The 20,292-nt window shown below is 73.4% G+C and carries 18 protein-coding genes; 9 read left to right on the top strand and 9 right to left on the bottom strand.

Features of this window, described 5'->3' with window-relative positions:
• Positions 1 to 126 precede the first annotated feature (126 nt).
• Positions 127 to 1,764 (bottom strand): regulator, encoded by a 1,638-nt coding sequence (locus ACFYVJ_RS32375; protein ID WP_388899246.1) that lies wholly within the window; start codon positions 1,762 to 1,764, stop codon positions 127 to 129.
• 237 nt (positions 1,765 to 2,001) lie between these two features.
• Here ACFYVJ_RS32375 and lipB point away from each other — a divergent pair, with 237 nt between their 5' ends.
• From lipB to ACFYVJ_RS32395, 4 genes are all read left to right on the top strand, one after another.
• A complete protein-coding gene (gene lipB, locus ACFYVJ_RS32380) occupies positions 2,002 to 2,784 on the top strand; it encodes a lipoyl(octanoyl) transferase LipB (RefSeq protein ID WP_388899362.1) in 783 nt (260 codons plus the stop codon).
• 61 nt (positions 2,785 to 2,845) lie between these two features.
• The gene (gene lipA, locus ACFYVJ_RS32385; protein ID WP_101424929.1) at positions 2,846 to 3,784 is read left to right on the top strand and encodes a lipoyl synthase; all 939 of its coding nucleotides are present in this window, start codon (positions 2,846 to 2,848) and stop codon (positions 3,782 to 3,784) included.
• 206 nt (positions 3,785 to 3,990) lie between these two features.
• Positions 3,991 to 4,164 carry a hypothetical protein gene (locus ACFYVJ_RS32390; protein ID WP_199850541.1) on the top strand — a complete coding sequence of 58 codons (174 nt, stop codon included), beginning with the start codon at positions 3,991 to 3,993 and terminating at the stop codon, positions 4,162 to 4,164.
• 115 nt (positions 4,165 to 4,279) lie between these two features.
• Entirely contained in the window at positions 4,280 to 4,975 is a 696-nt protein-coding gene (locus ACFYVJ_RS32395; RefSeq protein WP_388899248.1) for a DUF4191 domain-containing protein, read from the top strand.
• 162 nt (positions 4,976 to 5,137) lie between these two features.
• On the opposite strand, the gene ACFYVJ_RS32400 is transcribed toward ACFYVJ_RS32395, so the two are convergent.
• The gene (locus tag ACFYVJ_RS32400; RefSeq protein WP_388899250.1) at positions 5,138 to 5,614 is read right to left on the bottom strand and encodes an RDD family protein; all 477 of its coding nucleotides are present in this window, start codon (positions 5,612 to 5,614) and stop codon (positions 5,138 to 5,140) included.
• A 273-nt stretch (positions 5,615 to 5,887) separates the two neighbouring features.
• On the opposite strand from ACFYVJ_RS32400, the gene glnA reads away from it, so the two are divergent.
• On the top strand, positions 5,888 to 7,303 hold the full coding sequence (gene glnA / locus ACFYVJ_RS32405) for a type I glutamate--ammonia ligase (protein ID WP_388899252.1): 1,416 nt from the start codon (positions 5,888 to 5,890) through the stop codon (positions 7,301 to 7,303).
• Between the two features lie 152 nt (positions 7,304 to 7,455).
• Here the strand turns inward: glnA and ACFYVJ_RS32410 are convergent, their stop codons facing one another.
• Together ACFYVJ_RS32410 and ACFYVJ_RS32415 are read right to left on the bottom strand one after the other, a co-directional pair.
• On the bottom strand, positions 7,456 to 8,487 hold the full coding sequence (locus ACFYVJ_RS32410; RefSeq protein ID WP_388899365.1) for an alpha/beta hydrolase: 1,032 nt from the start codon (positions 8,485 to 8,487) through the stop codon (positions 7,456 to 7,458).
• Between the two features lie 110 nt (positions 8,488 to 8,597).
• The gene (locus ACFYVJ_RS32415) at positions 8,598 to 9,131 is read right to left on the bottom strand and encodes a MarR family winged helix-turn-helix transcriptional regulator (RefSeq protein ID WP_388899254.1); all 534 of its coding nucleotides are present in this window, start codon (positions 9,129 to 9,131) and stop codon (positions 8,598 to 8,600) included.
• Positions 9,132 to 9,247: 116 nt separating this feature from the next.
• On the opposite strand from ACFYVJ_RS32415, the gene ACFYVJ_RS32420 reads away from it, so the two are divergent.
• Both ACFYVJ_RS32420 and ACFYVJ_RS32425 read left to right on the top strand, forming a co-directional pair.
• Positions 9,248 to 10,219, top strand: a complete 972-nt coding sequence (locus ACFYVJ_RS32420; RefSeq protein ID WP_388899257.1) for an aldo/keto reductase — start codon at positions 9,248 to 9,250, stop codon at positions 10,217 to 10,219.
• A gap of 89 nt (positions 10,220 to 10,308) precedes the next feature.
• Positions 10,309 to 11,400, top strand: coding sequence for a Gfo/Idh/MocA family protein (locus ACFYVJ_RS32425; protein ID WP_388899260.1), 1,092 nt, complete (start codon positions 10,309 to 10,311; stop codon positions 11,398 to 11,400).
• 3 nt (positions 11,401 to 11,403) lie between these two features.
• Here the strand turns inward: ACFYVJ_RS32425 and ACFYVJ_RS32430 are convergent, their stop codons facing one another.
• Entirely contained in the window at positions 11,404 to 12,792 is a 1,389-nt protein-coding gene (locus ACFYVJ_RS32430; protein ID WP_388899263.1) for an LVIVD repeat-containing protein, read from the bottom strand.
• Between the two features lie 108 nt (positions 12,793 to 12,900).
• On the opposite strand from ACFYVJ_RS32430, the gene ACFYVJ_RS32435 reads away from it, so the two are divergent.
• Complete coding sequence (locus ACFYVJ_RS32435; protein ID WP_388899266.1) at positions 12,901 to 13,830, top strand: LysR family transcriptional regulator; 930 nt, start codon at positions 12,901 to 12,903, stop codon at positions 13,828 to 13,830.
• A gap of 142 nt (positions 13,831 to 13,972) precedes the next feature.
• Here ACFYVJ_RS32435 and ACFYVJ_RS32440 read toward each other — a convergent pair whose 3' ends face one another.
• On the bottom strand, positions 13,973 to 14,872 hold the full coding sequence (locus tag ACFYVJ_RS32440) for an SGNH/GDSL hydrolase family protein (RefSeq protein WP_388899269.1): 900 nt from the start codon (positions 14,870 to 14,872) through the stop codon (positions 13,973 to 13,975).
• Between the two features lie 114 nt (positions 14,873 to 14,986).
• On the opposite strand from ACFYVJ_RS32440, the gene ACFYVJ_RS32445 reads away from it, so the two are divergent.
• Positions 14,987 to 16,210 carry a PucR family transcriptional regulator gene (locus ACFYVJ_RS32445; RefSeq protein ID WP_388899272.1) on the top strand — a complete coding sequence of 408 codons (1,224 nt, stop codon included), beginning with the start codon at positions 14,987 to 14,989 and terminating at the stop codon, positions 16,208 to 16,210.
• Positions 16,211 to 16,320: 110 nt separating this feature from the next.
• Here ACFYVJ_RS32445 and ACFYVJ_RS32450 read toward each other — a convergent pair whose 3' ends face one another.
• From ACFYVJ_RS32450 to ACFYVJ_RS32460, 3 genes are all read right to left on the bottom strand, one after another.
• Positions 16,321 to 17,160, bottom strand: coding sequence for a class I SAM-dependent methyltransferase (locus ACFYVJ_RS32450; RefSeq protein ID WP_388899274.1), 840 nt, complete (start codon positions 17,158 to 17,160; stop codon positions 16,321 to 16,323).
• Positions 17,161 to 17,248: 88 nt separating this feature from the next.
• Positions 17,249 to 19,174, bottom strand: coding sequence for a hypothetical protein (locus ACFYVJ_RS32455; protein WP_388899277.1), 1,926 nt, complete (start codon positions 19,172 to 19,174; stop codon positions 17,249 to 17,251).
• Positions 19,171 to 20,232 (bottom strand): ATP-binding protein, encoded by a 1,062-nt coding sequence (locus ACFYVJ_RS32460; protein WP_388899280.1) that lies wholly within the window; start codon positions 20,230 to 20,232, stop codon positions 19,171 to 19,173. Before ACFYVJ_RS32460 ends, ACFYVJ_RS32455 begins: the two co-directional genes overlap by 4 nt.
• Between the last annotated feature and the right edge of the window lie 60 nt (positions 20,233 to 20,292).

Below are 20,292 nucleotides of genomic sequence, written 5' to 3' on the forward strand. Positions count from 1 at the left end.
CCGCTCCGGGTCGCGCGCACCGATCCGCGCCGGCAACGTGCCGCACGGAGAGCAGTGCTCCAAAGCGAGAGCACCCGCCGGCCCCGCTGCCGCCCCGCGCAGGGGCGGCCGCGGGGCCGGGCCGCCTCACACCGCCAGGGCCGCGACCCGCTCCCGGTACGCCCGCACCGGAGGTGCGTCGCGGTACGGCTCCAGGCGGCGTTCGAAGTCGCGGACGTACTCCGCCGCCCGGGCCGAGCGCATCTCCGCCGCCTGCTGCGCCGCCTCCGCGCCCAGCACGCACGCCTGCTCCACCTCGCCGAGCCCCAGCCGGGCCGTCGCCAGCACCAGCCGGCAGAAGACCCGGCTGCGCGCGAATCCCGCCGCCCGAAGCTGCAGCGAGCGCTCCGCGTGCTGCGCCGCCGCCCGGAACTGCTGGAGGTCGCGGTGGCAGTGCCCGAACTCGTCCGCGAGCTGCGCCTCGTCGAAGAAGCGCGCCCAGTGCGGCGCCTCCTCCCCCGGCCGCGCCGACTCCAGCGCCCGCTCGGCCCGCGCCAGCGACGTCGTGCAGGCCCGCACCTCGCCCAGCAGCCCGTGCCCGCGCGCCTCCGCGGCGTGCAGCAGCGCCTGCACCACCGGCGGCGCGCCCCCGCCGACGCCCTGCTGCGCGACCCGGGTCAACTGCACCGCCTCCCGGCCGTGCCCCAGGTAGACCGCCTGGCGGCTCATCGTCACCAGCACGTAGCTGCCGTACGCCCGGTCCCCAGACGCCTGCGCCAGCCGCAGCGCCTGGACGAAGTACCGCTGGGCCAGCCCGTGGGCCGCGATGTCGTACGACGTCCAGCCCGCCAGCCGCGTCAGGTCCGCGGCGGCGGAGAACAGCCGCCGCCCCGTCGCCTCGTTGTACGTGCCGCGCAGCATCGGCTCGACCTCGTGCTCCAGGTACCGCACGAGGGCCTGCCGGGCGTGCCCGCCGCCGTAGGCGTTGTCCAGCGCCCGGAACATCTCGGCGACCGACCGCATCGCCCCGATGTCCCCCTGGGTCACCCGCTGGCCCGGCGCCCGCGCTCCCGGCCCGCCCCAGCCCGGCCCCGGATCGCCGCGCCCGGCGGCCACACCGCCGGCAGCGCCGACACCTCCGGCACCGCCCACGCCCGCCAGGCCACCGGGCCCGCCCGAAGCACCCGTACCCGGGCCGGCACCGACGCCGACGGCGACACCGCCGCCGAGGCCCACTCCGGGACCGCGTCCCTGCGCCGGCACCCGCACCGCGCCGGGCGCTCCCGGCGGCACCGCGGAACCGGGCGCACCGCGCTGCTGCTGCAGCTCGCGCGCCACCTTCTCGTCCGGCCTGCCGATGAGCCAATCCCGGCTCGGCACAACTAGACCCGCAGGAGTGAACGCGATCTTCCGCAGCTCCGCCTGACTGCCCGTGTCCTTGCGCCACAGTCCACTCACGATGTCGATCGCCTCGGTGGGCGTCGCGGCGAACTCGAGTCCGGCGTACACAGGTGCGCACGCGTCGAGTCCGAGGTCCTGCGCGGTCAGCCGGCGGCCGAGCCGCCGGGTGAACACCTCGGCGATCAGGGCCGGTGTCGTGCCGCGCGGCTGCTGGCCGCGTAGCCACCGGGTCACCGATGTCTTGTCGTATCGCAAGTCGAGGCCGTGTTCGAGCCCTAGCTGATCGACTCTGCGGGCGAGCCCCGCGTTGGAGAACCCGGCCTCGGAGATGAGGGCCGCGAGCTGGCGGTTGGGGGGCCGCTGTGAAGGTCGTTCCGTCGTCACCTGTGGGGTCTCCTGCCTGGCCTCCGGGAACGGCGCGAATGTAGCGGCGAAACAAGCCTCACTCGCCGCTTTCGTCCCAGCTTCATTCGATCGTGTGAGGAGACCTGGGTGCGGGGCGGGAACGTATACCGCCGTACAGTGGCAGAGGGTCGGCTGGAATACCGCCAGCCGCATATGCCGGGCGGAGGCACACACGCCGCCCGGCGCGAACTGCGCGAACAGCGCGAGGAGGGCACCGTGGGCGAGCTGTGCTTCGTTCACCTGGGGTTCGGCGAGAACGCCGTGGAGTACCTGGAGGCTTGGCAGGAGCAACGGCGCGTGCACGCCGCCCGCTTCGCCGAGGAGATCCCCGACACCTGTCTGCTGCTGGAGCACCCGCCGGTCTACACCGCGGGCCGCCGCACGGCCGAGGACGAGCGCCCGCTCGACGGCACCCCGGTGGTGGACGTCGACCGCGGCGGGAAGATCACCTGGCACGGTCCCGGCCAGCTCGTCGGCTATCCGATCCTGAAGCTGCCGCGCCCCGTGGACGTCGTGGCGCACGTCCGCCGGCTGGAGGAGGCCCTGATCCGCACCTGTGCCGACTTCGGCCTGGCGACCACCAGGATCGAGGGCCGCAGCGGCGTCTGGGTGCTGGGCGACCCCGTCGAGCAGCGCGCGGAGCTGGGCGGGCTGGCGCTCGACTTCGACCCCCGCCTCTCGGACGAGGAGTACGACCCGCGCCTGGCCGGTCCCGAGTACGCGCCGTCCAACGCCGGCCAGCGCCGCGAGGACCGCAAGCTGGCCGCGATCGGCATCCGCGTCGCCAAGGGCGTGACCATGCACGGCTTCTCGCTGAACTGCAACCCGGACAACACCTGGTTCGACCGGATCGTGCCGTGCGGCATCCGCGACGCGGGTGTGGCCTCGCTCTCCGGGGAGCTGGGAAGAGACGTACCGGTGTCGGAGGTTCTCCCCGTCGTGGAGAAGCATCTGCGCGAGATCCTGGAGACGGCCGAGCCGCTCCCCCGCGCGGTCTGACTCCCCATTTCAGAGGCGTACGCTGGAGAACGCCGAGGAATCGAAAGCTAGGAGCCCGGACGTGTCCGCTGTCGCACCCGACGGTCGCAAGCTGCTCCGCCTGGAAGTCCGCAACAGCCAGACCCCCATCGAGCGCAAGCCCGAGTGGATCAAGACCCGCGCGAAGATGGGGCCCGAGTACAACGCGCTGCAGAAGCTCGTCAAGGACGAGGGCCTGCACACGGTCTGCCAGGAAGCCGGCTGTCCCAACATCTTCGAGTGCTGGGAGGACCGCGAGGCGACGTTCCTGATCGGCGGCGGGCAGTGCACCCGGCGCTGCGACTTCTGCCAGATCGACACCGGCCGCCCCGACGAGCTGGACCGCGACGAGCCGCGCCGGGTCGCCGAGTCCGTCCAGCGCATGGAGCTGCGGTACGCGACGATCACCGGCGTCGCCCGTGACGACCTGGAGGACGGCGGCGCCTGGCTGTACGCCGAGACGGTGCGCCAGATCCACGCCGTCGCCCCCGGTACGGGCGTGGAGCTGCTGATCCCCGACTTCAACGCCGAGCCGGAGCAGCTCGCGGAGGTCTTCTCCTCCCGCCCCGAGGTGCTCGCGCACAACGTCGAGACCGTCCCGCGGATCTTCAAGCGCATCCGCCCCGGCTTCCGCTACGAGCGCTCGCTCGAGGTCATCACGCGCGCCCGCGAGGCCGGTCTGGTGACGAAGTCGAACCTCATCCTGGGCATGGGCGAGGAGCGCGCGGAGGTCAGCCAGGCGCTGCGGGACCTGCACGAGGCGGGCTGCGAGCTGATCACCATCACGCAGTACCTGCGGCCGTCGCCGCGGCACCACCCGGTGGAGCGGTGGGTGAAGCCGCACGAGTTCGTGGAGCTGCAGCAGGAGGCCGAGGAGATCGGCTACGCGGGCGTCATGTCCGGGCCGCTGGTGCGGTCCTCGTACCGGGCGGGACGGCTGTACAAGCAGGCCATGGAGAGGCGCGCGCAGCCCGCGGCGTAAGCCCGCGAACCGGGCCGGCAGCGCCGCCGGCCCGGGGCGCCCCGGCGGTCTTCACCCCGCTTTGACCGCCGGGCCACGCGCTGGTAACACCGCGGGGTGAGCATGGGACCGAACTCTTGACTTCCCGACCGCCGAGGGGGGCCGTCGTGCCGTCGTCACCGTCGTCGTTACCGTCCTGGCCGCCGCACCGGCCCACCGTCTCCGGGTTGCTGCGCACGATCGAGGGAGTGCTGCTCCGCGGCGAGCAGCGCACCGCACGGCGTAACGCCTGGGACGCAGTCCTGGAGGACCGCCGCCGGGCCAGCGCCCGCCGCGAGTCGGAGTCGGCGGTGTCACAGGCGGACCCGCCCGCGGGCGGTACGTCCGCTCTGCCCCGATAGCCACCCCGCCCCGGCGCCGCCGGCACCCCGCCCGCGTCCCGGCGCCGCCCCGATCCGGCCATCCGGTGCCGGGCCCGGTCTGACCTCGGGCCCGGCTGGCCGTAGAATTCGCGGCATGGCCAGCAGTGAACCCACACCCGAGAACACCGGGCGTCTGAAGCAGATCGCCCTCACGTACAAGATGACCAGGCGGGCCGACCCCAAGGTCGGTCTGATCGTCGCGGGCGTGGGCATCCTGGTCCTCGGTGCCGCCCTGGGCATCGGCTTCCTCATCGGGCACCCGATCTACCTGGGCATCGTCGGCTTCCTGCTCGCCCTGCTCGGCATGGCGATCATCTTCGGCCGGCGGGCGGAGGCGGCGGCGTTCGGGCAGATGGAGGGCCAGCCGGGCGCGGCCGCGGCGGTGCTGGACAACATGAAGCGGGGCTGGACCGTCACCCCCGCTGTGTCCATGACGCGGCAGCAGGACGTCGTGCACCGGGCCGTGGGCAAGGCGGGCATCGTCCTGGTCGGCGAGGGCAACCCGAACCGGCTGAAGGGCCTGCTGGCGGCCGAGAAGAAGAAGATGAACCGGGTGGTCGCGGACGTGCCGGTGCACGACGTCGTCGTCGGCAACGACGAGGGCCAGGTGCCGCTGAAGAAGCTGCGGGCCACGCTGGTGAAGCTGCCGCGGGTGCTCCAGGGCCCGCAGGTCACGCAGGTCAACGACCGGCTGAAGGCCCTGGGCGACCTGATGAGCAACATGCCGATCCCGAAGGGCCCGATGCCGAAGGGCATGCGGATGCCGAAGGGCGGCGGCAAGCTGCGCTGAGCGCGGCGGATCGCGTACGGGTACATCGCGTACGGGTACGGGGAGGGCCCCCGGAAGGGGGCTTTCTGACCGCCCGGTCGCGGCGGAAGCCCGGTCGGCACGTATCGGCCGGACCCGGAGGGCATGGAGCAGGAAGGTCCCCGACCGGGGACCCGCTTTCGCTCAGAACCGCACCTCGACGGCGCGGGCGACGCGGTCGTGCAGCCCGCGGGTGTCGCGGTCGAAGACGACCGCGGGGATCAGCAGGCAGAGCAGCACGGACCGCACGACGGTGCCGACGAAGCCGAGCCGGGCGCCGTTCTCGGCGACGACGCGGATGCGCATGATCCGCTTGCCCGGCGTGAAGCCGAGGGTGCCGACCAGCAGCACGGTCATCACGAAGAAGACGACCATGGTCCACAGCCCGAGCGACCGGCTGTCGCCGCCGGCGAACAGTCCGTAGGCGATGAGCTGGCACAGCAGCCAGTCGACGACCAGCGCCGCGATCCGCCGGCCGACCGGCGCGACCGAGCCGGGCCCGGTCTCGGGCATCCCGAGGCGCTGGCCCCGGTAGCCGAAGTCGACGCCCATGTCCTCGGCCGCCGAGCGGGGGCCGGAGAGCCACGAACCTATTGCCTGCCGCTTCTCCGCGTCATCCACGTATCCACGGTACTGCCCGGCGCGCGCGGCCCCTCCTCACCCCCTGCCGACGGCCCGGGACCGCATACGATTCCGGCCACCCGGGGGGCCGCCGGGGCCGGGTTCCCGGGCCTGACCGGGGGCCGTGGTTAACATCGGCGAAACAAACGGGTCATGCCCGAGAAATCCCGGGTGCCTAGGCTCGGGCGAGCATGCCGGCACGCCGGCAGGCGCACCTCGCGCAGGCTCTGCAGGCTTACCCGTCCCCTCGCGGCGGGACATAGGAGGAGTGGGATGTTCCAGAACGCCGACGAGGTCCAGCAGTACATCGCGGACAACGACGTGAAGTTCGTCGACGTGCGTTTCTGCGATCTGCCGGGCGTCATGCAGCACTTCACGGTGCCCGTGGACGTCTTCGAGCCCGACGGCCAGCTCATGTTCGACGGCTCGTCGATCCGTGGCTTCCAGGCCATCCACGAATCCGACATGGCGCTCGTGCCGGACCTCACCACGTCCCGCCTCGACCCGTTCCGCAAGGACAAGACGCTCAACGTCAACTTCTTCATCCACGACCCGATCACCGGCGAGCAGTACAGCCGCGACCCGCGGAACGTGGCCAAAAAGGCTGAGGCGTACCTGGCCTCGTCCGGGATCGCCGACACCGCGTACTTCGGCCCCGAGGCGGAGTTCTACGTCTTCGACGACGTCCGCTTCGAGACCAAGGCGAACGCCGGGTACTACCACATCGACTCCGAGGCCGGCGCCTGGAACACCGGCGCGGTCGAGGACGGCGGCAACCGCGGCTACAAGGTCCGCTACAAGGGCGGCTACTTCCCGGCCCCGCCGGTCGACCACTTCGCCGACCTGCGCGCGGAGATCTCCCTCGAACTCGCCGCGTCCGGCCTCAAGGTCGAGCGCCAGCACCACGAGGTGGGCACCGCGGGCCAGGCGGAGATCAACTACAAGTTCAACACGCTGCTGGCCGCGGCGGACGACCTGATGCTCTTCAAGTACATCGTGAAGAACGTCGCCTGGCGCAACGGCAAGACCGCGACCTTCATGCCCAAGCCGATCTTCGGCGACAACGGCTCCGGCATGCACTGCCACCAGTCGCTCTGGACCGGCGGCGAGCCGCTCTTCTACGACGAGCAGGGCTACGCGGGGCTGTCGGACACCGCCCGCTACTACATCGGCGGCATCCTGCGCCACGCCCCGGCGCTGCTGGCCTTCACGAACCCGACGGTGAACTCGTACCACCGCCTGGTCCCCGGCTTCGAGGCCCCGGTCAACCTGGTCTACTCCCAGCGCAACCGCTCGGCGGCGATCCGCATCCCGATCACCGGCGCCAGCGCGAAGGCCAAGCGCATCGAGTTCCGCGCCCCGGACTCCTCGGGCAACCCGTACCTGGCCTTCTCCGCGATGCTGCTGGCGGGCCTGGACGGCATCAAGAACAAGATCGAGCCCGCCGAGCCGGTCGACAAGGACCTCTACGAACTGGCCCCCGAGGAGCACGCCGCGGTCCCCCAGGTCCCGACGAACCTCCCGGCCGTTCTCGAAGCCCTGGAATCCGACCACGAGTTCCTCCTCCAGGGCGGCGTCTTCACGTCCGACCTGATCGAGACGTGGGTCGACTTCAAGCGCACCCAGGAGATCGAGCCGATCCAGCTCCGCCCGCACCCGCACGAGTTCGAGCTGTACTTCGACATCTAAAGAGCGGGCTCGGTGACCGGGGTGGAACCCCCTCGTGCACCGAGTGCGCACCGCCCGGCCGACTCTGAGATGACGCCGGAGACGCTACGAGGGCCGCGACCCCACCCCGGGTGGGGTCGCGGCCCTCGTCGTGGCCGTTGCGGCGGGCCGCGTCAGCGGAGCGGCAGTCCGTGCAGGGCATCGGTCACGGGGGCGGGATCGGCCGGGCCGAGGTGGCCGGCGTCCGGGAAGTCGCGGACCGTGAAGCGGTTGTGCGGGGTGAGTGCGTCGGCCTCCGCGATCATGCGGTCCTGGAGCCCGGTGGCCACGGTCCTGTCCTTGCCGAACCGCAGATACGTGCGGGGAATCCGCCCCCACGTGTGCGCCCGCCCCACCGCCCGCCCGGCGTACGCCGTCAGCGACTCGTCCGTCTGCATGCCCTCCAGCACCCGCAGGAACGCGGCGTCCGAGTAGTTCGCGCAGATCATCTCCCTGAAGACCGCGAGGTCACGGGGGTTCGCGCTGCGCCAGTTCAGCCGCAGTGCGCCCAGCTTCTCCGGGTCGCCGACGACCTGCTCCACCGGGCTGATGGCGTCCCGCCCCTCGGGGGAGGTGGCGCAGGCGTCCAGGGACGGCATGGTACGGCTCGGGCAGAAGGCGGCCATGTAGCAGATGTGGTCGAGGAGTTCGGGTACGGCGTTCCCGACGCGGCTCACCGACAGGCCGCCCATGCTGTGCCCGACCAGTACCACCGGCCCGCCGAGGCGCGCGGCCCGGCGGACGGCGCCGGTGACGCGCGCCTCGAAGTCGTCCAGGCTCAGCGCGGCGACCGGCGAGGGCTCCGTCGCGAGAGCCGCGAGATCCTGCGTCTGGTACGCCTGCGGTACGAAGCGCTCGGTGCCGTGCAGCGGCTGGTCCACGGCGACGACGCGGTGCCCGCGCAGCGCCAGTTCCCGCCCGATCTCCGTCCAGAACGCGCCGGCGCTGTGCGTGCCGTGGACGAGGACGTACGTGCGCACGCCCCGCTGCCGCCGCCGCGCGCCGGCGGCCCGCGCGGTCCCCGTACCGGCGCCGGCGGCGAGCACCGCGCCGCCCGCCGAGGCCGCGAGCCCTCGCAGGGCGAACCGCCGCGAGGTACTCCGAGGGCCGGACGTGCCCGTACCGCCCGAGGGCCCGGCGCTGTGCTGTCGTCCGTGGTCAACCATGTCTTCCATGCCGACAACGCTAGGAACGGCCGGGACGCCCCGCCATGGCCCTGCGCGCCCGGCGAACGGTGTACCTACCGACACCACCGTCGCGTGGCACCGCTCCTCCGTCAGTCCGCGGCACGCCTCTGTCCGCCGCGGTTCTTCGATGTCCCGGGCGGAGTCGGGGCCGCAGGCACCGCGTCGGGTCGCTCGCGCTTGACGGCGGCCTCGACCGCGGCGCCGATGCGGCGCAGTGCCGCCAGCTCCTGGGGCTCGAGCTCATCGATCAGGTACTCGCGTACGGCGGCGACATGTCCCGGCGCCGCCGCCACGACCACCTCGTAACCGGCCTCGGTCAGCGTCGCGTTGGTCCGTCTCCCGGAACCGGGGATCCGGGTCCGCGCGAGCAGCCCGCGCTTCTCCAGCCGTCCGACGACATGCGACAGCCGCGACAGCGACGCCGCCGTTCGTGCGGCCAGGGCGCTCATCTGCAGCGTGCGAGCCGGCTGTTCGGAGAGGACCGAGAGCACCATGTACTCGAAGAAGGTCAGCCCGGCCTCGCGCTGCATCCGCGCGTCCAGCGCGGCCGGCAGGCTGATCATGATCGCGGAGTTCGCCAGCCATGCCTCCCGCTCCTCGTCGTTCAGCCATCGCGTCGCCATGGGGCCATCCTAGACCCACTTCTTGACGCATCAAGTTAGCTCCTGTAGTTATTGACGCATCAAGTTCCGCTCACCTCGGGGCGCGGGCCCCGGCTGGACACAGGAAGGACAAACGGATGCAGTTCACGTCGCTCGGGGGGCTCCAGGTCTCCCGCATCGGCCTGGGCGCCATGGGCATGTCCGCGTTCTACACCGGCGCAGGACGGGACGACGCCCGGTCGATCCGCACCGTTCAGCGCGCGCTGGATCTCGGCGTCACGCATCTCGACACCGCCGAGGTGTACGGGCCGTACGTCAACGAGGAACTGGTGGGTCGCGCGGTCGGAAACCGCCGGGACGAGGTCGTCATCGCCACCAAGTTCGGCCTCGTCTCCCACACGGGGCGACCGGGCCCGGACAGCACCCCCGCCAACATCCGCGCGGCCGTCGACGGGTCGCTGCGGCGGCTCGGAACCGACCGCATCGACCTGTACTACCAGCACCGGGTCGACCCCGGCACTCCCGTCGAGGAGACGGTGGGAGCGCTGAGCGAACTGGTGGATGCGGGCAAGGTCCGCCACATCGGGCTGTCGGAGGCGGCCGCGGCGACGATCCGCCGGGCCCATGCGGTTCACCCGGTGGCCGCCGTCCAGACCGAGTACTCGCTGTGGACACGGGACCCCGAGGCCGACGTGCTGCCCACGCTGCGCGAACTGGGCATCGGGCTGGTTCCGTACGCACCGCTGGGGCACGGCTTTCTCACCGGCGGCATCCGCACCCTGGACGGCCTGGACGCCGCCGACTGGCGTCGAACCAATCCCCGGTTCACCGGCGGCAACCTCACGCGCAACCTGCGCATCGTCGACCAGGTGCACGCGGTCGCGGCTGACATGGGGGCCACGCCCGCGCAGGTCGCGCTGGCCTGGCTGCTCGCCCAGGGAGACGGCATCGCGCCCATTCCGGGGACCAAGCACGTCGCCCGGCTCGAGGAGAACAGCGCCGCCGACGGAATCCGGCTCACCGCAGGCCAGATCAGCCGTCTGAACAACCTCACACCGGCGTCGGGCGAACGTCATTCCGAGCCCGACATGGCCGCCATCGACCGGTGAGACAAGTACGGCGCCGGCCGGGCCGTAAGCATGCGAACCGGCTGATTCAGCTCATTCCCCCTGCAACGAAAGAAGTGGAGCAATACGTCATGTCAAGCAGCGTGATTCGTGTCGGCATCATCGGCGCAGACACCAAGGCGAGCTGGGCCGGGGCGTCACACATCCCCGCGCTGGCGGCGCAGCCGGACTTCCACATGGCGGGCGTGGCGACGCGGCACGAGGAGAGTGCCCGCGCCGCGGCCGAGGCGTTCGGCGCCGAGCGCTGGTTCGCCGATCCGTACGAGCTGATCCGCGATCCGTCGGTCGACCTGGTCACCGTGGCCGTCAAGGTCCCGGCGCACCGCGAACTCGTCCTGGCGGCCCTCGCGGCGGACAAGGCCGTGTACGCGGAATCCCCGCTGGGCGCGACCGTCGCCCAGACGGAGGAGATGGCCGACGCGGCCGGCTCGCTCCACACGGCGATCGGTCTGCAGGGCCGGCTCAATCCCTCGGTGCGCCGCGCGGCGGAGATCATCGCGCAGGGCCGGCTCGGGCGGCTGCTCTCGGCACGCGTCGCCGCGACGACGTTCGGCAACGGCCCGGAGTCGGTGAGCGCGTACGCGTACTTCGACAAGGCGGCGGCGGGAGCGAGCTTCCTGACCATCGCGGCGGGCCACGTGCTGGACGTCATCGAAACCGTTCTCGGTGACATCACCGAAGTCGACGCGCGTACGGAACTCCTCTGGCCGCAGGTGAAGCTGGTGGACACCGGTGCGATCTCCGTCCGGGAAGTCCCGGATCACCTCGACGCCATCGCCAAGACCTCCTCGGGGGCGCCGGTCGGGGTGCAGATCCTGGCGGGAGTGCCCGCGTCCGACGCGCACTTCAGCCTCGAAGTACGCGGGTCGGACGGCTGGCTGAAGCTGACCGGCGATCACCCCGCGGGCGTGCAGGTCGGCGACCTCGCGCTCTCGTCGAGCGTGGACTTCGCCGCGCCCGACAGCCCCGTCGCCACCGGTACCGGCCCGACCGCCGCCGAGATCTGGAGGGGCGCCTCCGTCAACGTGGGCGAGGTGTACGCCAGCCTGGCGCGCGACATCGCGAACGGGACCCACCACACCCCGGGATTCGACCACGCCGTCCACAACAGCCGCCTGATCGCCCGGGTCGAAGAGGCCGCGCGCACCGGTCTCCGGCGGTGAAGGTCAGGGGCGGGGGCCCGTGTAGCGGAGGATCCACAGGCCCTGGTTCTTGTCGGTGACGTAGATGTACCCGCGGCGGTCCACCACCACGTCCTCCGTCTGCAGGGCGAGTTCGCCTTCGGGCATCGGGCCGTAGCGGCGGGTCGGTTCCGGGGGCATGAAGTGGCCCGTCTCGTGGGGGAGGCGGGGGTTGGAGACGTCGTAGACGCGGAGGCCGGCGTTGAAGTGGGCGACGTAGAGCAGGCCGTCGTGGCGTTGGACGTCGGGGTGGTGCTGGTGGTGGTTGATGTTGTGCGGGCCGCTCCAGCCGCCGCGGGTGGAGAAGTCGGGGTAGCCGGCGCCCCGCGGGGGTGCGGGCACGGGCAGCAGGGAGAGCAGGAAGGGCTCCCGCGGGTCCGAGATGTCGACTATCGAGGCATGGTGCGCGGGGCCCGTGCCGTACGAGACGTCCTCGGAGTTGGCGAAGGCGATGTCCTGGCCGGGGACCGGCAGGACGCCGTGTACGCCGAAGCGGCTGTGGAACGGCGGGCTGAACGGCAGGCGTCCCACCTGCCGGGGCCGCGCCGGGTCCGCGATGTCCAGCACCACCAGGCCCGCGCCGCCGTACGGCAGGTAGACCAGGTTCCCCACCGGGTACGGCGGTCCGTGCAGGGATACGTCGTGGCCGGCGGAGCAGCAGAAGCCGGCCGGGGCGGTCGCTTCGCCGGCCCCGCCCGGCGCCGAGCCCGCCGGGGCGGGTTCGTCCTCCCGCTGGCCCGGTACCCACCAGCGGCCCGCCTCCCGGGGGCGGGAGCGGTCGGAGATGTCGAGGATGACGTAGATGTTGCCGCTGAAGCCCGGTGCGCCGGCGGCCAGATGGACGTAGCGGCCGCCCGGGTAGAGGTTGCGGTGCGTGCCGGTGCCGCCGGTGCGGTGGTGGCCGAGCCGGCGCGGGCGCACGGGATCGGCGATGTCCCAGATCAGCACGCCCTCCTCGAAGGGCGCCGCCGGGTCGCCGCCGAAGTTGGGGAAGACCTGCTCCAGTGCCGTGACCATGGTGTCGCCGTGCAGGTCGACCTGGAGGGTCCAGGTGTTCTCCGGCCCCGGTACGTAGGCGACGACCTCCGGCCGCGCCGGGTCGGTCACGTCGACGACGCTCCAGCCGGAGTCCCAGAAGTGCCCGGTGTAGAGGTACCACCGGCCGCGCTTCTGCCGTACGGCCATCTTGAACGCCGGCCGGTGCTCCAAGTCGCTGTACCCGACCGCCTCGACGTTGCGCGCCCGGCCGGCCGGCGGGGCCGCCCCCGCACCCCCGGCGGCCGCCGCCGTCCCCGGCGCCGCGACTCCCGCCGCCGCGCCCGCGAGCGACGCCCGCAGCGCCCCCCGCCGCGATATCCCCTGCCTGTCCTTCATCGGCCCCTCCGCATCGTCGGTGACATGGTGTGGCACCAGCGTCCGGGCCGGAACCAAGCCGGGTCCAATACCCGTTTCACGGGCTCTGAGACAGAACGGATATGACACGTGGTCGACCTCAGACAGATGCGGTACTTCATCGCCGTCGCCGAGGAGTTGCACTTCGGCCGCGCCGCCGCCCGGCTGCACATGGCGCAGCCCCCGCTCAGCCGGCAGATCCGCCTGCTGGAGGGGGCCGTCGGCGCCCGGCTGCTGGACCGCAGCCGCCGCAGCGTCGCGCTGACCGCCGCCGGGCGGGTGTTCCTCGCGGAGGCACGGGCGACCGTCCGGCAGGCGGACCGCGCGGTCGAGCAGACCCTGCGGGCCGCCCGCGGCGAGACGGGGCAACTGGCCGTGGCGTTCATCGACGCGGCCATCTACAGCGTCATCCCGCCCGTGGTGCGCCGGTTCTCGCAGGTCCGCCCCGGCGTCGAGGTGAGCGTGACGGAGCTGCGCATCCCCGACCAGATCCGCGAGGTGGCGGAGGGCCGGCTGCAGGCGGGGTTCGTCCACCCGCCGGTGCCCGATCCGCGGCTGGCGGTGGAGACGGTGTTCACGGAGGAGCTGGCGGTCGCGCTGCCCGCGGGGCACCCGCTGGCCGTACGGGCGCGGGTCGACGTCGCGGAGCTGGCGGGGACGCCGCTCATCCAGTTCCCTCGGGAGATCAACCCGCCGCTCTTCGACGACATCGTCGCCCTCTGCCGCGCCGCCGGTTACACCCCGCCCTCCCTGCGCGAAGCCTCGCCCAAGCAGACCGTCATCGGTCTCGTGGCCGCCGGGCTCGGGGCGTCCCTGCTGCCCGCCTCGCTGGAGAACCTGCGCCGCGACGGCGTGGTCTACCGGCCCCTCGCCGGTCCTGGCCTGACCGTCGACACCTCGGTCATCTGGCGGCGTACGGACCGTGATCCCGTGCTCCACGCCTTCCTGCGCGTCGTACGGGACGTGTGCCGCACCGGGGACGCCGGGCCCGCGGATCCCGTCCCCGCCCCGGACGGCTGACCTCGCCACCCGGCCGCGGGCCGACACGGCCGGCCCGGCGCGGAGAGTCCCGCGCCGGGCCGGCGTGTGTGCGTCCCCTCGGGGGGTGGGGGACGTCGGTGGCCGGCCCGTCCCCGCCGGTCGGGCCGGCCGGGGACGGGGGTCAGCCGGTCAACTGGGCGTGGATGATGCCCGCGTACGCCTCCTCGCCCCGGGCGTTGGGGTGCAGCGGTGCGGCCGGGGCGGTGGGGACGTAGCCCTCGACCCACTTCTTGTCCGGCGACTGGCAGGAGTCGTGGCCGCGGCTCGGGGTGAAGACGTCGACGTACTCGGCGCCGTGGGCCGCCGCGCGGTCGGCGATGACGCGGTTCATATGGTTGACGCTGCCCTGCAGCCAGTCGGCGTCGGGGGCGAGCACCGGCTGGTACGGCCAGCAGCCGCCCGGCTTGATGTAGTCGCCGTAGCCGGTGACCAGGACGCGGGCCTGCGGGGCGCGGGCGTGGATGCCGTCGAGTACGGCGCCGAGCTTGGGGCCCATGGCCTCGATCCGCTGGGCGACGGTGTCGACGCCGCCCTCCATGAAGCCGTCCTTGCACAGGTCGCCGAGCGGGTTGAGCTGCATGCAGTCCTGCGCGACGCCGACGAGCCCGGCGTCGTTGCCGCCGATCGTCAGCGTGACCAGGGTGGTGTCCGCGCTCAGCGCGTCGAACTGCGGCGGCGCCTCGCCCATGTCGACGTCGAGCAGCGACAGCGACTGCGGCTGCGTCATGTGGTCGGTCTTGGCGCCGCTGCACGTGACGTCGCGCAGTTCGGCGACGCCGAGCCCGTCGGCCAGTTCGTGCGCGTAGTTCTCGGTGGAGCGGCCGCAGGCCAGCGGCCCGGTGGGCAGCGGGATGAGCGGGCCCGAGGCCATCGAGTCGCCGAGGGCGACGTAGACCTCGCCGGCGGCTTCCGCGGTGGCGGCGGAGTCCGCGGCCGCGGGGGCGGCCGTGCCGGCGACGGCGAGGCCGGTCACCGCGGCGGCGCCCAGCGCGCCCTTGAGGAGTTTCGGCACCACGTTCATCGGCGGCTCCCGGCGGTGGGGGTGGGTGGGGCGGAAAGTTGTGTCGTGCACATGATGCAGACGGGCCGGGCTGCGCTTAACTGGTCAGTAACGCAGACTTCTCCGGGAGCCGTTGTGACGCGTGACAACACACCGCTGTGTATCGGCGGCAGCCCGGTCGACGCGCGGCTGCGGGCCCGGGTGCCCGCGCTCACCCACCGCGTCGTCGACCGGCTGCTCACCGACCTGCCCGTGTACGCCACCCTGCCGCCGGAGGAGGTCGCGGGCGACATCGCCGACATCGTGCAGCGCAGCCTGCGGCTCTTCGCCGACGTGCTGCAGCGCCGCGGCCCGGCGCGCGACGACGAGCTGGTACGCCAGCGGGAGTCGGCCGCGCAGCGCGCCGAGGAGGGCGTGCCGCTGGACGCGATCCTCAGCGCGTACCAGATCGGCACGGCGATGGGCTGGGAGGAGATCTCGGCGGAGGCGCGGCCCGCGGACTTCGCGGACGCGCAGGAGGTGCTGCGGCATCTCTTCGTGCTGCAGCGGCAGTTGGTGGCGGCGGTCAGCGCCGCGTATCTGGAGGCCAGGCAGGTGCTCGACGTCCAGGAGCACGCGCCGCGGCACGCGCTGCTGGCCGCGCTGCTCGCCGGGGAGCCGCTGGAGGGCATCGCCCGCCGCACGGGGCTGCGGCCGGCGCCGCGGTACGTCGCGATGACGCTGTACGTCGCCGCGCACCCCGACGAGCACTCCCCCGGGCCGCGGTCCCGCATCGCGGCCAGGCGCAAGATCCGCCGGCTGCAGACGGCGCTGAACGGCTTCGCCGGCGAACCGGCGCTCACCGCGCTCGACGCCGGCGGCGGCACCGCGCTGCTGCCGGTGGCGGAGGAGCCGCCGTGGGCGGCGCTGTGCGGGCTGATCGACCGTACGGAAACGGCGGTCGGTGCGCCGGTGACGGCGGCAGCGGCCGGGGCGGCGCCGGACGGGCTGCCGGCGGCGGTGGCGCAGACGGCGGACATCGTCGAGCTGGTACGGCGTACGGACCGGCCACCGGGCCTGTACCGGCTGGCCGACGTGCTGCTCGACTACCAGCTCAGCCGACCGAGCGAGGCGCTGACCGGGCTCGCCGACCTGCTGCAACCGCTGGCCGGCCGCCCGGAGTTGCTGCACACCCTGGAGACGTACCTGGCCCGCGACCTCGACCGCCGCGGCACGGCCGCGGCGCTGCACGTGCACCCCAACACGGTCGACTACCGCATCCGCCGCATCGCCCTCCTCACGGGCCTGACCCCCACCGCCCCGGCGGACGCCCGCCGCCTGAGCGCGGCGCTGGTGGCCCGCCGCACGTTACGGGCCTGAGGGCCCGGGGCCGGGGGCCCCGGCGGCCCGAGAGGGTCGGTCTGGGAGCACACACGCGGCACGCGGCTGCTCCCGGTCAGGGCCCCGTCCGGGCCGCTGACCCCCGCCCCCTACGCCGCGTTGTGGGCCGTTACCAGCCAGGCCGGGGCCCGGAGCAGGACTCCCTCCGGGGTCGCGTACCGGGTCAGGGCCTCGCGCAGGGACTCGGTCGCCTCTGCCTTCGTCGTCTCGTCGAGGTCCGCCATCGCCCCCTGCACATGCGGCCGGTTGAGGACGAAGTCCAGCGCCTCCTCGACGCCCGCCCCCAGGTCCATCGGCTCGTTCTCCGCCTCCAGCCGCACGTCGACGAAGCCCGCCCCGCCCAGCACCTCCCGCACCCGGTCGGGGTCGGCCAGCGAGTTCGGGCCCGGCTCGTTCACGCCGCCGGACTTCGGCACCGTGACATACCGGCCGAGGGCCGCGCGCGGCACCGCCGAGTACTCGCTCTCCTCCGGCGCCCGCCAGCACACGAACGCCAGCCGCCCCGCAGGCCGCAGCGCGCGCCGTACGTTGGCGAACGCCGCCACCGGGTCCGCGAAGAACATCACGCCGTGCCGGCTGATCGCCACGTCGTACGCCCCGCCCTCGAAGTCGTGCACCTCCGCGTCCGCCTGCTCGAAGCGCACGTTCCCGACGCCCTCCTCGGCCGCCCGGGCGCGCGCCTGCGCAAGCATCGCCGCCGACAGGTCGACGCCCAGCGCCGAGCCCTCGGCGGCGAGCGCGGCGGCCACCCGGGTCGTCTGGCCGCACCCGCAGCCGATGTCGAGGACCCGGTCGTCCGGGTGCACGTCCGCGCCCGCGAACAGCCGCTCGCCGTAGCGCAGCATCGCCGCGTTGTACTTCTCCTCGTACGCGACCCAGTGGTCGCCGTTCGCCCCGTTCCAGTCCAGGGTCCGCGTGCTCTCCGCCACGTCCGCCGTCTCCCGCCGTTTCGCCCTGCTGTCCGTGCCGCCCGCTTCCGACGGTCACCGTACGCCCGTACCGGGCCCGCCGAGGCCGTCACCTCACACGGAACACCGGCCCCCGCGCGACGAACGGCAGCGACGCCCCCGCCGGGATCAGATAGGCGTGCTCCCTGCGCACCCGCAGCACGTCGCACATGCCGTCGGTGATCACCAGCACGGGCGCGGCGGGCGGGAAGTCGTCCGCCCGTTCCAGCAGGTCGAGCCCCGGCTGGAGCACGGTCCCGCCGCGCCCCTTGACCCGCACCCGGCCGGCGATCTCCGTCGGCGGCAGATAGCCCGCGTCGTACGGCGAGGCGTCGCAGAAGACGACCCGCGCCCCCGGCACGTCACGCGCTTCGGCGTACGACGCGATGGCCCCCAGCGCCTTGCCGAGCAGCGTGCGGCTCATGGAGCCGGAGGTGTCGAGGACGACGCCGAAGGTGCAGCGGGCGACCTCCTCAGGCGGGAAGTAGCGGCCCGCGCGCGGGATGTCGGGGGTGGCGGCCTGCCGGCGGGCGGGGCGCGCGAAGGTGCGCACCGGCTCGGCCCGGGGCACGAACTCGTCGAACCAGCGGGCCAGCAGCGCGTCCCAGGGCAGCGGCGGCTGCGCGAGCGCGCGGATCTCCTCGATCAGCCCGGCCGGCAGCAGCCCGCGGCCCTGGCCGCGCTCGTGGAGGTCGAGGCCGCGCTGCAGCCCGCGGCGGTAGAACTCGTCGAGGTCGACGTACGCGGCCGCCGGATCCCGCGGCACCAGCGGCTCGCCGAGTACGTCGCCGAGCCCCCGGCCGCGCGGCGTCGCGAGCCGGCGGCGCTGGATCCTGAGGTCGGCGGCGAGGCGGTCGTAGACCTCCTCGGTGGACAGGCCGGCGAGCCGCGGGTCGTGCAGCAGCCCGGACGGCATCTCGCCGACGCGCATCTCCAGCAGCCAGCCGTTGACGACGAAGTCGGCGGCGATGTTGAAGAGATACGGATCCCGCGCCCCCCGGCGCTCGCCGTGGCGCAGCGCGGCGTGCAGCATCTCGTGGCCGAGGATGAAGCGCCACTCCTCGTCGGAGTGGTCCTTCAGCGGGTTGACGTAGATCTCGCCCGCGGCCGCGTCGACGGCGGCGACGGAGATGTCGTGCGCGCGGGCGAGTTCGGCGTCGGCGACGACGGTCATGCCCGCGGCGACCCCGCCGAGCAGCGGGTAGGACGAGACGAACCACTCCAGCGCCCGCTCCCACGGCCGCCGCGGCGCCCGCACGCCGGTGAGCGAGTCGCGCCGGCCGCCGGCGACCTCCATGGCGGCGGACACCGTACGGGCGAGGGCGTGCGCGAAGTCCTGCTGCCAGTCCGGCGGTGTGGTGCCGGGCCAGCCCTCCCACGGCAGCAGCAGCACGTCGGGCTCGTCGCCGGCGGCGCCGCAGCGCTCGTACTCCGGCGGGATGCCGTCGCGCCGCCAGCGGGCGGCGAGTTCCTCCTCGCCGCCGCCGGGATAGTGCGCGGGCAGGTCGGCGGGCGGGCGGCCGGTGCCGAAGGAGACGAGGAAGCGGTTGACGACGGTGCAGCGGGCGGCCTGTTCGTACCGGTCGGGCTGGGTGCGCTCGCCGCGGGCGGCGGGGGCGTGGCCGAAGCCGAGGTGCAGCAGGCAGTGGGCCAGCGCCCAGGTCCACTCGGCGGGCTCGGCGCGGCGGGTGGGGTGGGCGTGGACGGTGCCGTCGGAGTCGACGCGGGCGAGGCCGTGGGCGGGGCCGGTCCCGGCGCCCCAGACGACCGTGCCCGGGACGCCCCCCGCGCCCCCCGCGCCCGCCGCGCCCGCCGCGCCTGCCGTCCCTCCGGCGCCCGTCGTGCCCTTGCGGACGACCTGCGCGCCGAGGGCGCGCAGCGCCGGGTTCTGCATGGCCTTCGCGAGCCCGGCGGAGAAGGCGCGGGTGGCCGGGTCGTCGCGCTGCTGCGGCTTGGCCTTGCCGCGCCGGCCCGCCGCCCGGTTCGTCCTGCTCATCTGCGTGCTTCCACCAGGCGCGGCATGTCCCGGGCGGCCTCGACGAGGAACCAGGCGGGCAGCACCGGCTGCCCGTCCGCGTCCTCGGCGATGACGGTCTGCGCCACCTCCACCGATATCTCGGCCAGTTGGACCAGGAGCGCCTTCGCCCGGTACGCGGTCTCGCGCACGGCAGGCGAGGCGTGCTCCTTGCTCGCGGGCAGCTCCTTGACGAGCCGGCCGCGGAACGCCTCGGCGAGGTAGTAGAGCAGGTCGCGGTCCTCGGTGCGGCGGGGCCAGGAGGCGTCGCCCTTGAGGATGGCCTCGACGCCGTACCGGTGCCGGACGATCTTGACGTACCCGCAGAAGGAGACGGCGTGCGCGGGCGTGAGCGTCCCGTGCGCGACGGTCTTGAGGGTGGCGTCGTCGAGGGCCGGGCCGAAGGAGTGCAGCGCGTCGGAGAGCATGTGCCACGAACGCGGCGTGGAGAACGGCTCCTCGGTCTTCGGCGGCTTGGCCCACAGGTGGTCGGGGCGGTCGGTCAGGTAGTCGGTCACCCAGGAGTGGATGCCGTGCTCGCCGGCCCAGCCGAGCCAGTCGGCCGCGGACGCCTCCAGGTGCACGTGGGCGAGGCGGTTGACGAGGGCGGAGGCCATGGGGCGGGCGAGCGCGTTGTCCGTGGCGCGGTTGCCGGCGCCGATGACGATGCTGCCCTCGGGCAGCTCGTAGTTGCCGATGCGGCGGTCGAGGATGAGGGAGTAGAACGCCTTCTGCACGTCGGGGGTGGCGGCGTTCAGCTCGTCGAGGAAGAGGCAGTACGCCTCGTCGCGGGCGATGGCCTCCGGCGGGCAGAAGACGCTGCGCCCGTCGCGGATCTGCGGGACGCCGATGAGGTCCTCGGGGGCGAGCTGGGTGCCGATGAGGCTGACGCAGTCCAGGCCGAGGGAGGCGGCGAACTTCCGTACCAGCGACGACTTTCCGATGCCGGGGGCGCCCCAGAGGAAGACCGGGCGCACGGTGGCGAGCCCGAGCAGCAGCTCGGGGATCCGGGCGGGGGTGACGGTGACGGCTGCCTGCACGCGGCGGGCTCCTGATTCTGGTCGGGTGCGGCGCGCGCAGGGTGTGTGCGCCGTGTCGGG

The sequence above is a fragment of the Streptomyces sp. NPDC004134 genome (genome assembly GCF_042874195.1).
In the GTDB taxonomy this organism is placed as follows: domain Bacteria; phylum Actinomycetota; class Actinomycetes; order Streptomycetales; family Streptomycetaceae; genus Streptomyces.

Bases quoted from the DNA above. Each gene is read 5' to 3' on its own strand.
- ACFYVJ_RS32415 (WP_388899254.1), bottom strand. From the start codon at position 9,131: ATGGCGACGCGATGGCTGAACGACGAGGAGCGGGAGGCATGGCTGGCG.
- ACFYVJ_RS32425 (WP_388899260.1), top strand. From the start codon at position 10,309: ATGTCAAGCAGCGTGATTCGTGTCGGCATCATCGGCGCAGACACCAAG.
- ACFYVJ_RS32420 (WP_388899257.1), top strand. From the start codon at position 9,248: ATGCAGTTCACGTCGCTCGGGGGGCTCCAGGTCTCCCGCATCGGCCTG.
- ACFYVJ_RS32430 (WP_388899263.1), bottom strand. From the start codon at position 12,792: ATGAAGGACAGGCAGGGGATATCGCGGCGGGGGGCGCTGCGGGCGTCG.
- glnA (WP_388899252.1), top strand. From the start codon at position 5,888: ATGTTCCAGAACGCCGACGAGGTCCAGCAGTACATCGCGGACAACGAC.
- ACFYVJ_RS32440 (WP_388899269.1), bottom strand. From the start codon at position 14,872: ATGAACGTGGTGCCGAAACTCCTCAAGGGCGCGCTGGGCGCCGCCGCG.
- ACFYVJ_RS32395 (WP_388899248.1), top strand. From the start codon at position 4,280: ATGGCCAGCAGTGAACCCACACCCGAGAACACCGGGCGTCTGAAGCAG.
- ACFYVJ_RS32455 (WP_388899277.1), bottom strand. From the start codon at position 19,174: ATGAGCAGGACGAACCGGGCGGCGGGCCGGCGCGGCAAGGCCAAGCCG.
- ACFYVJ_RS32410 (WP_388899365.1), bottom strand. From the start codon at position 8,487: ATGGTTGACCACGGACGACAGCACAGCGCCGGGCCCTCGGGCGGTACG.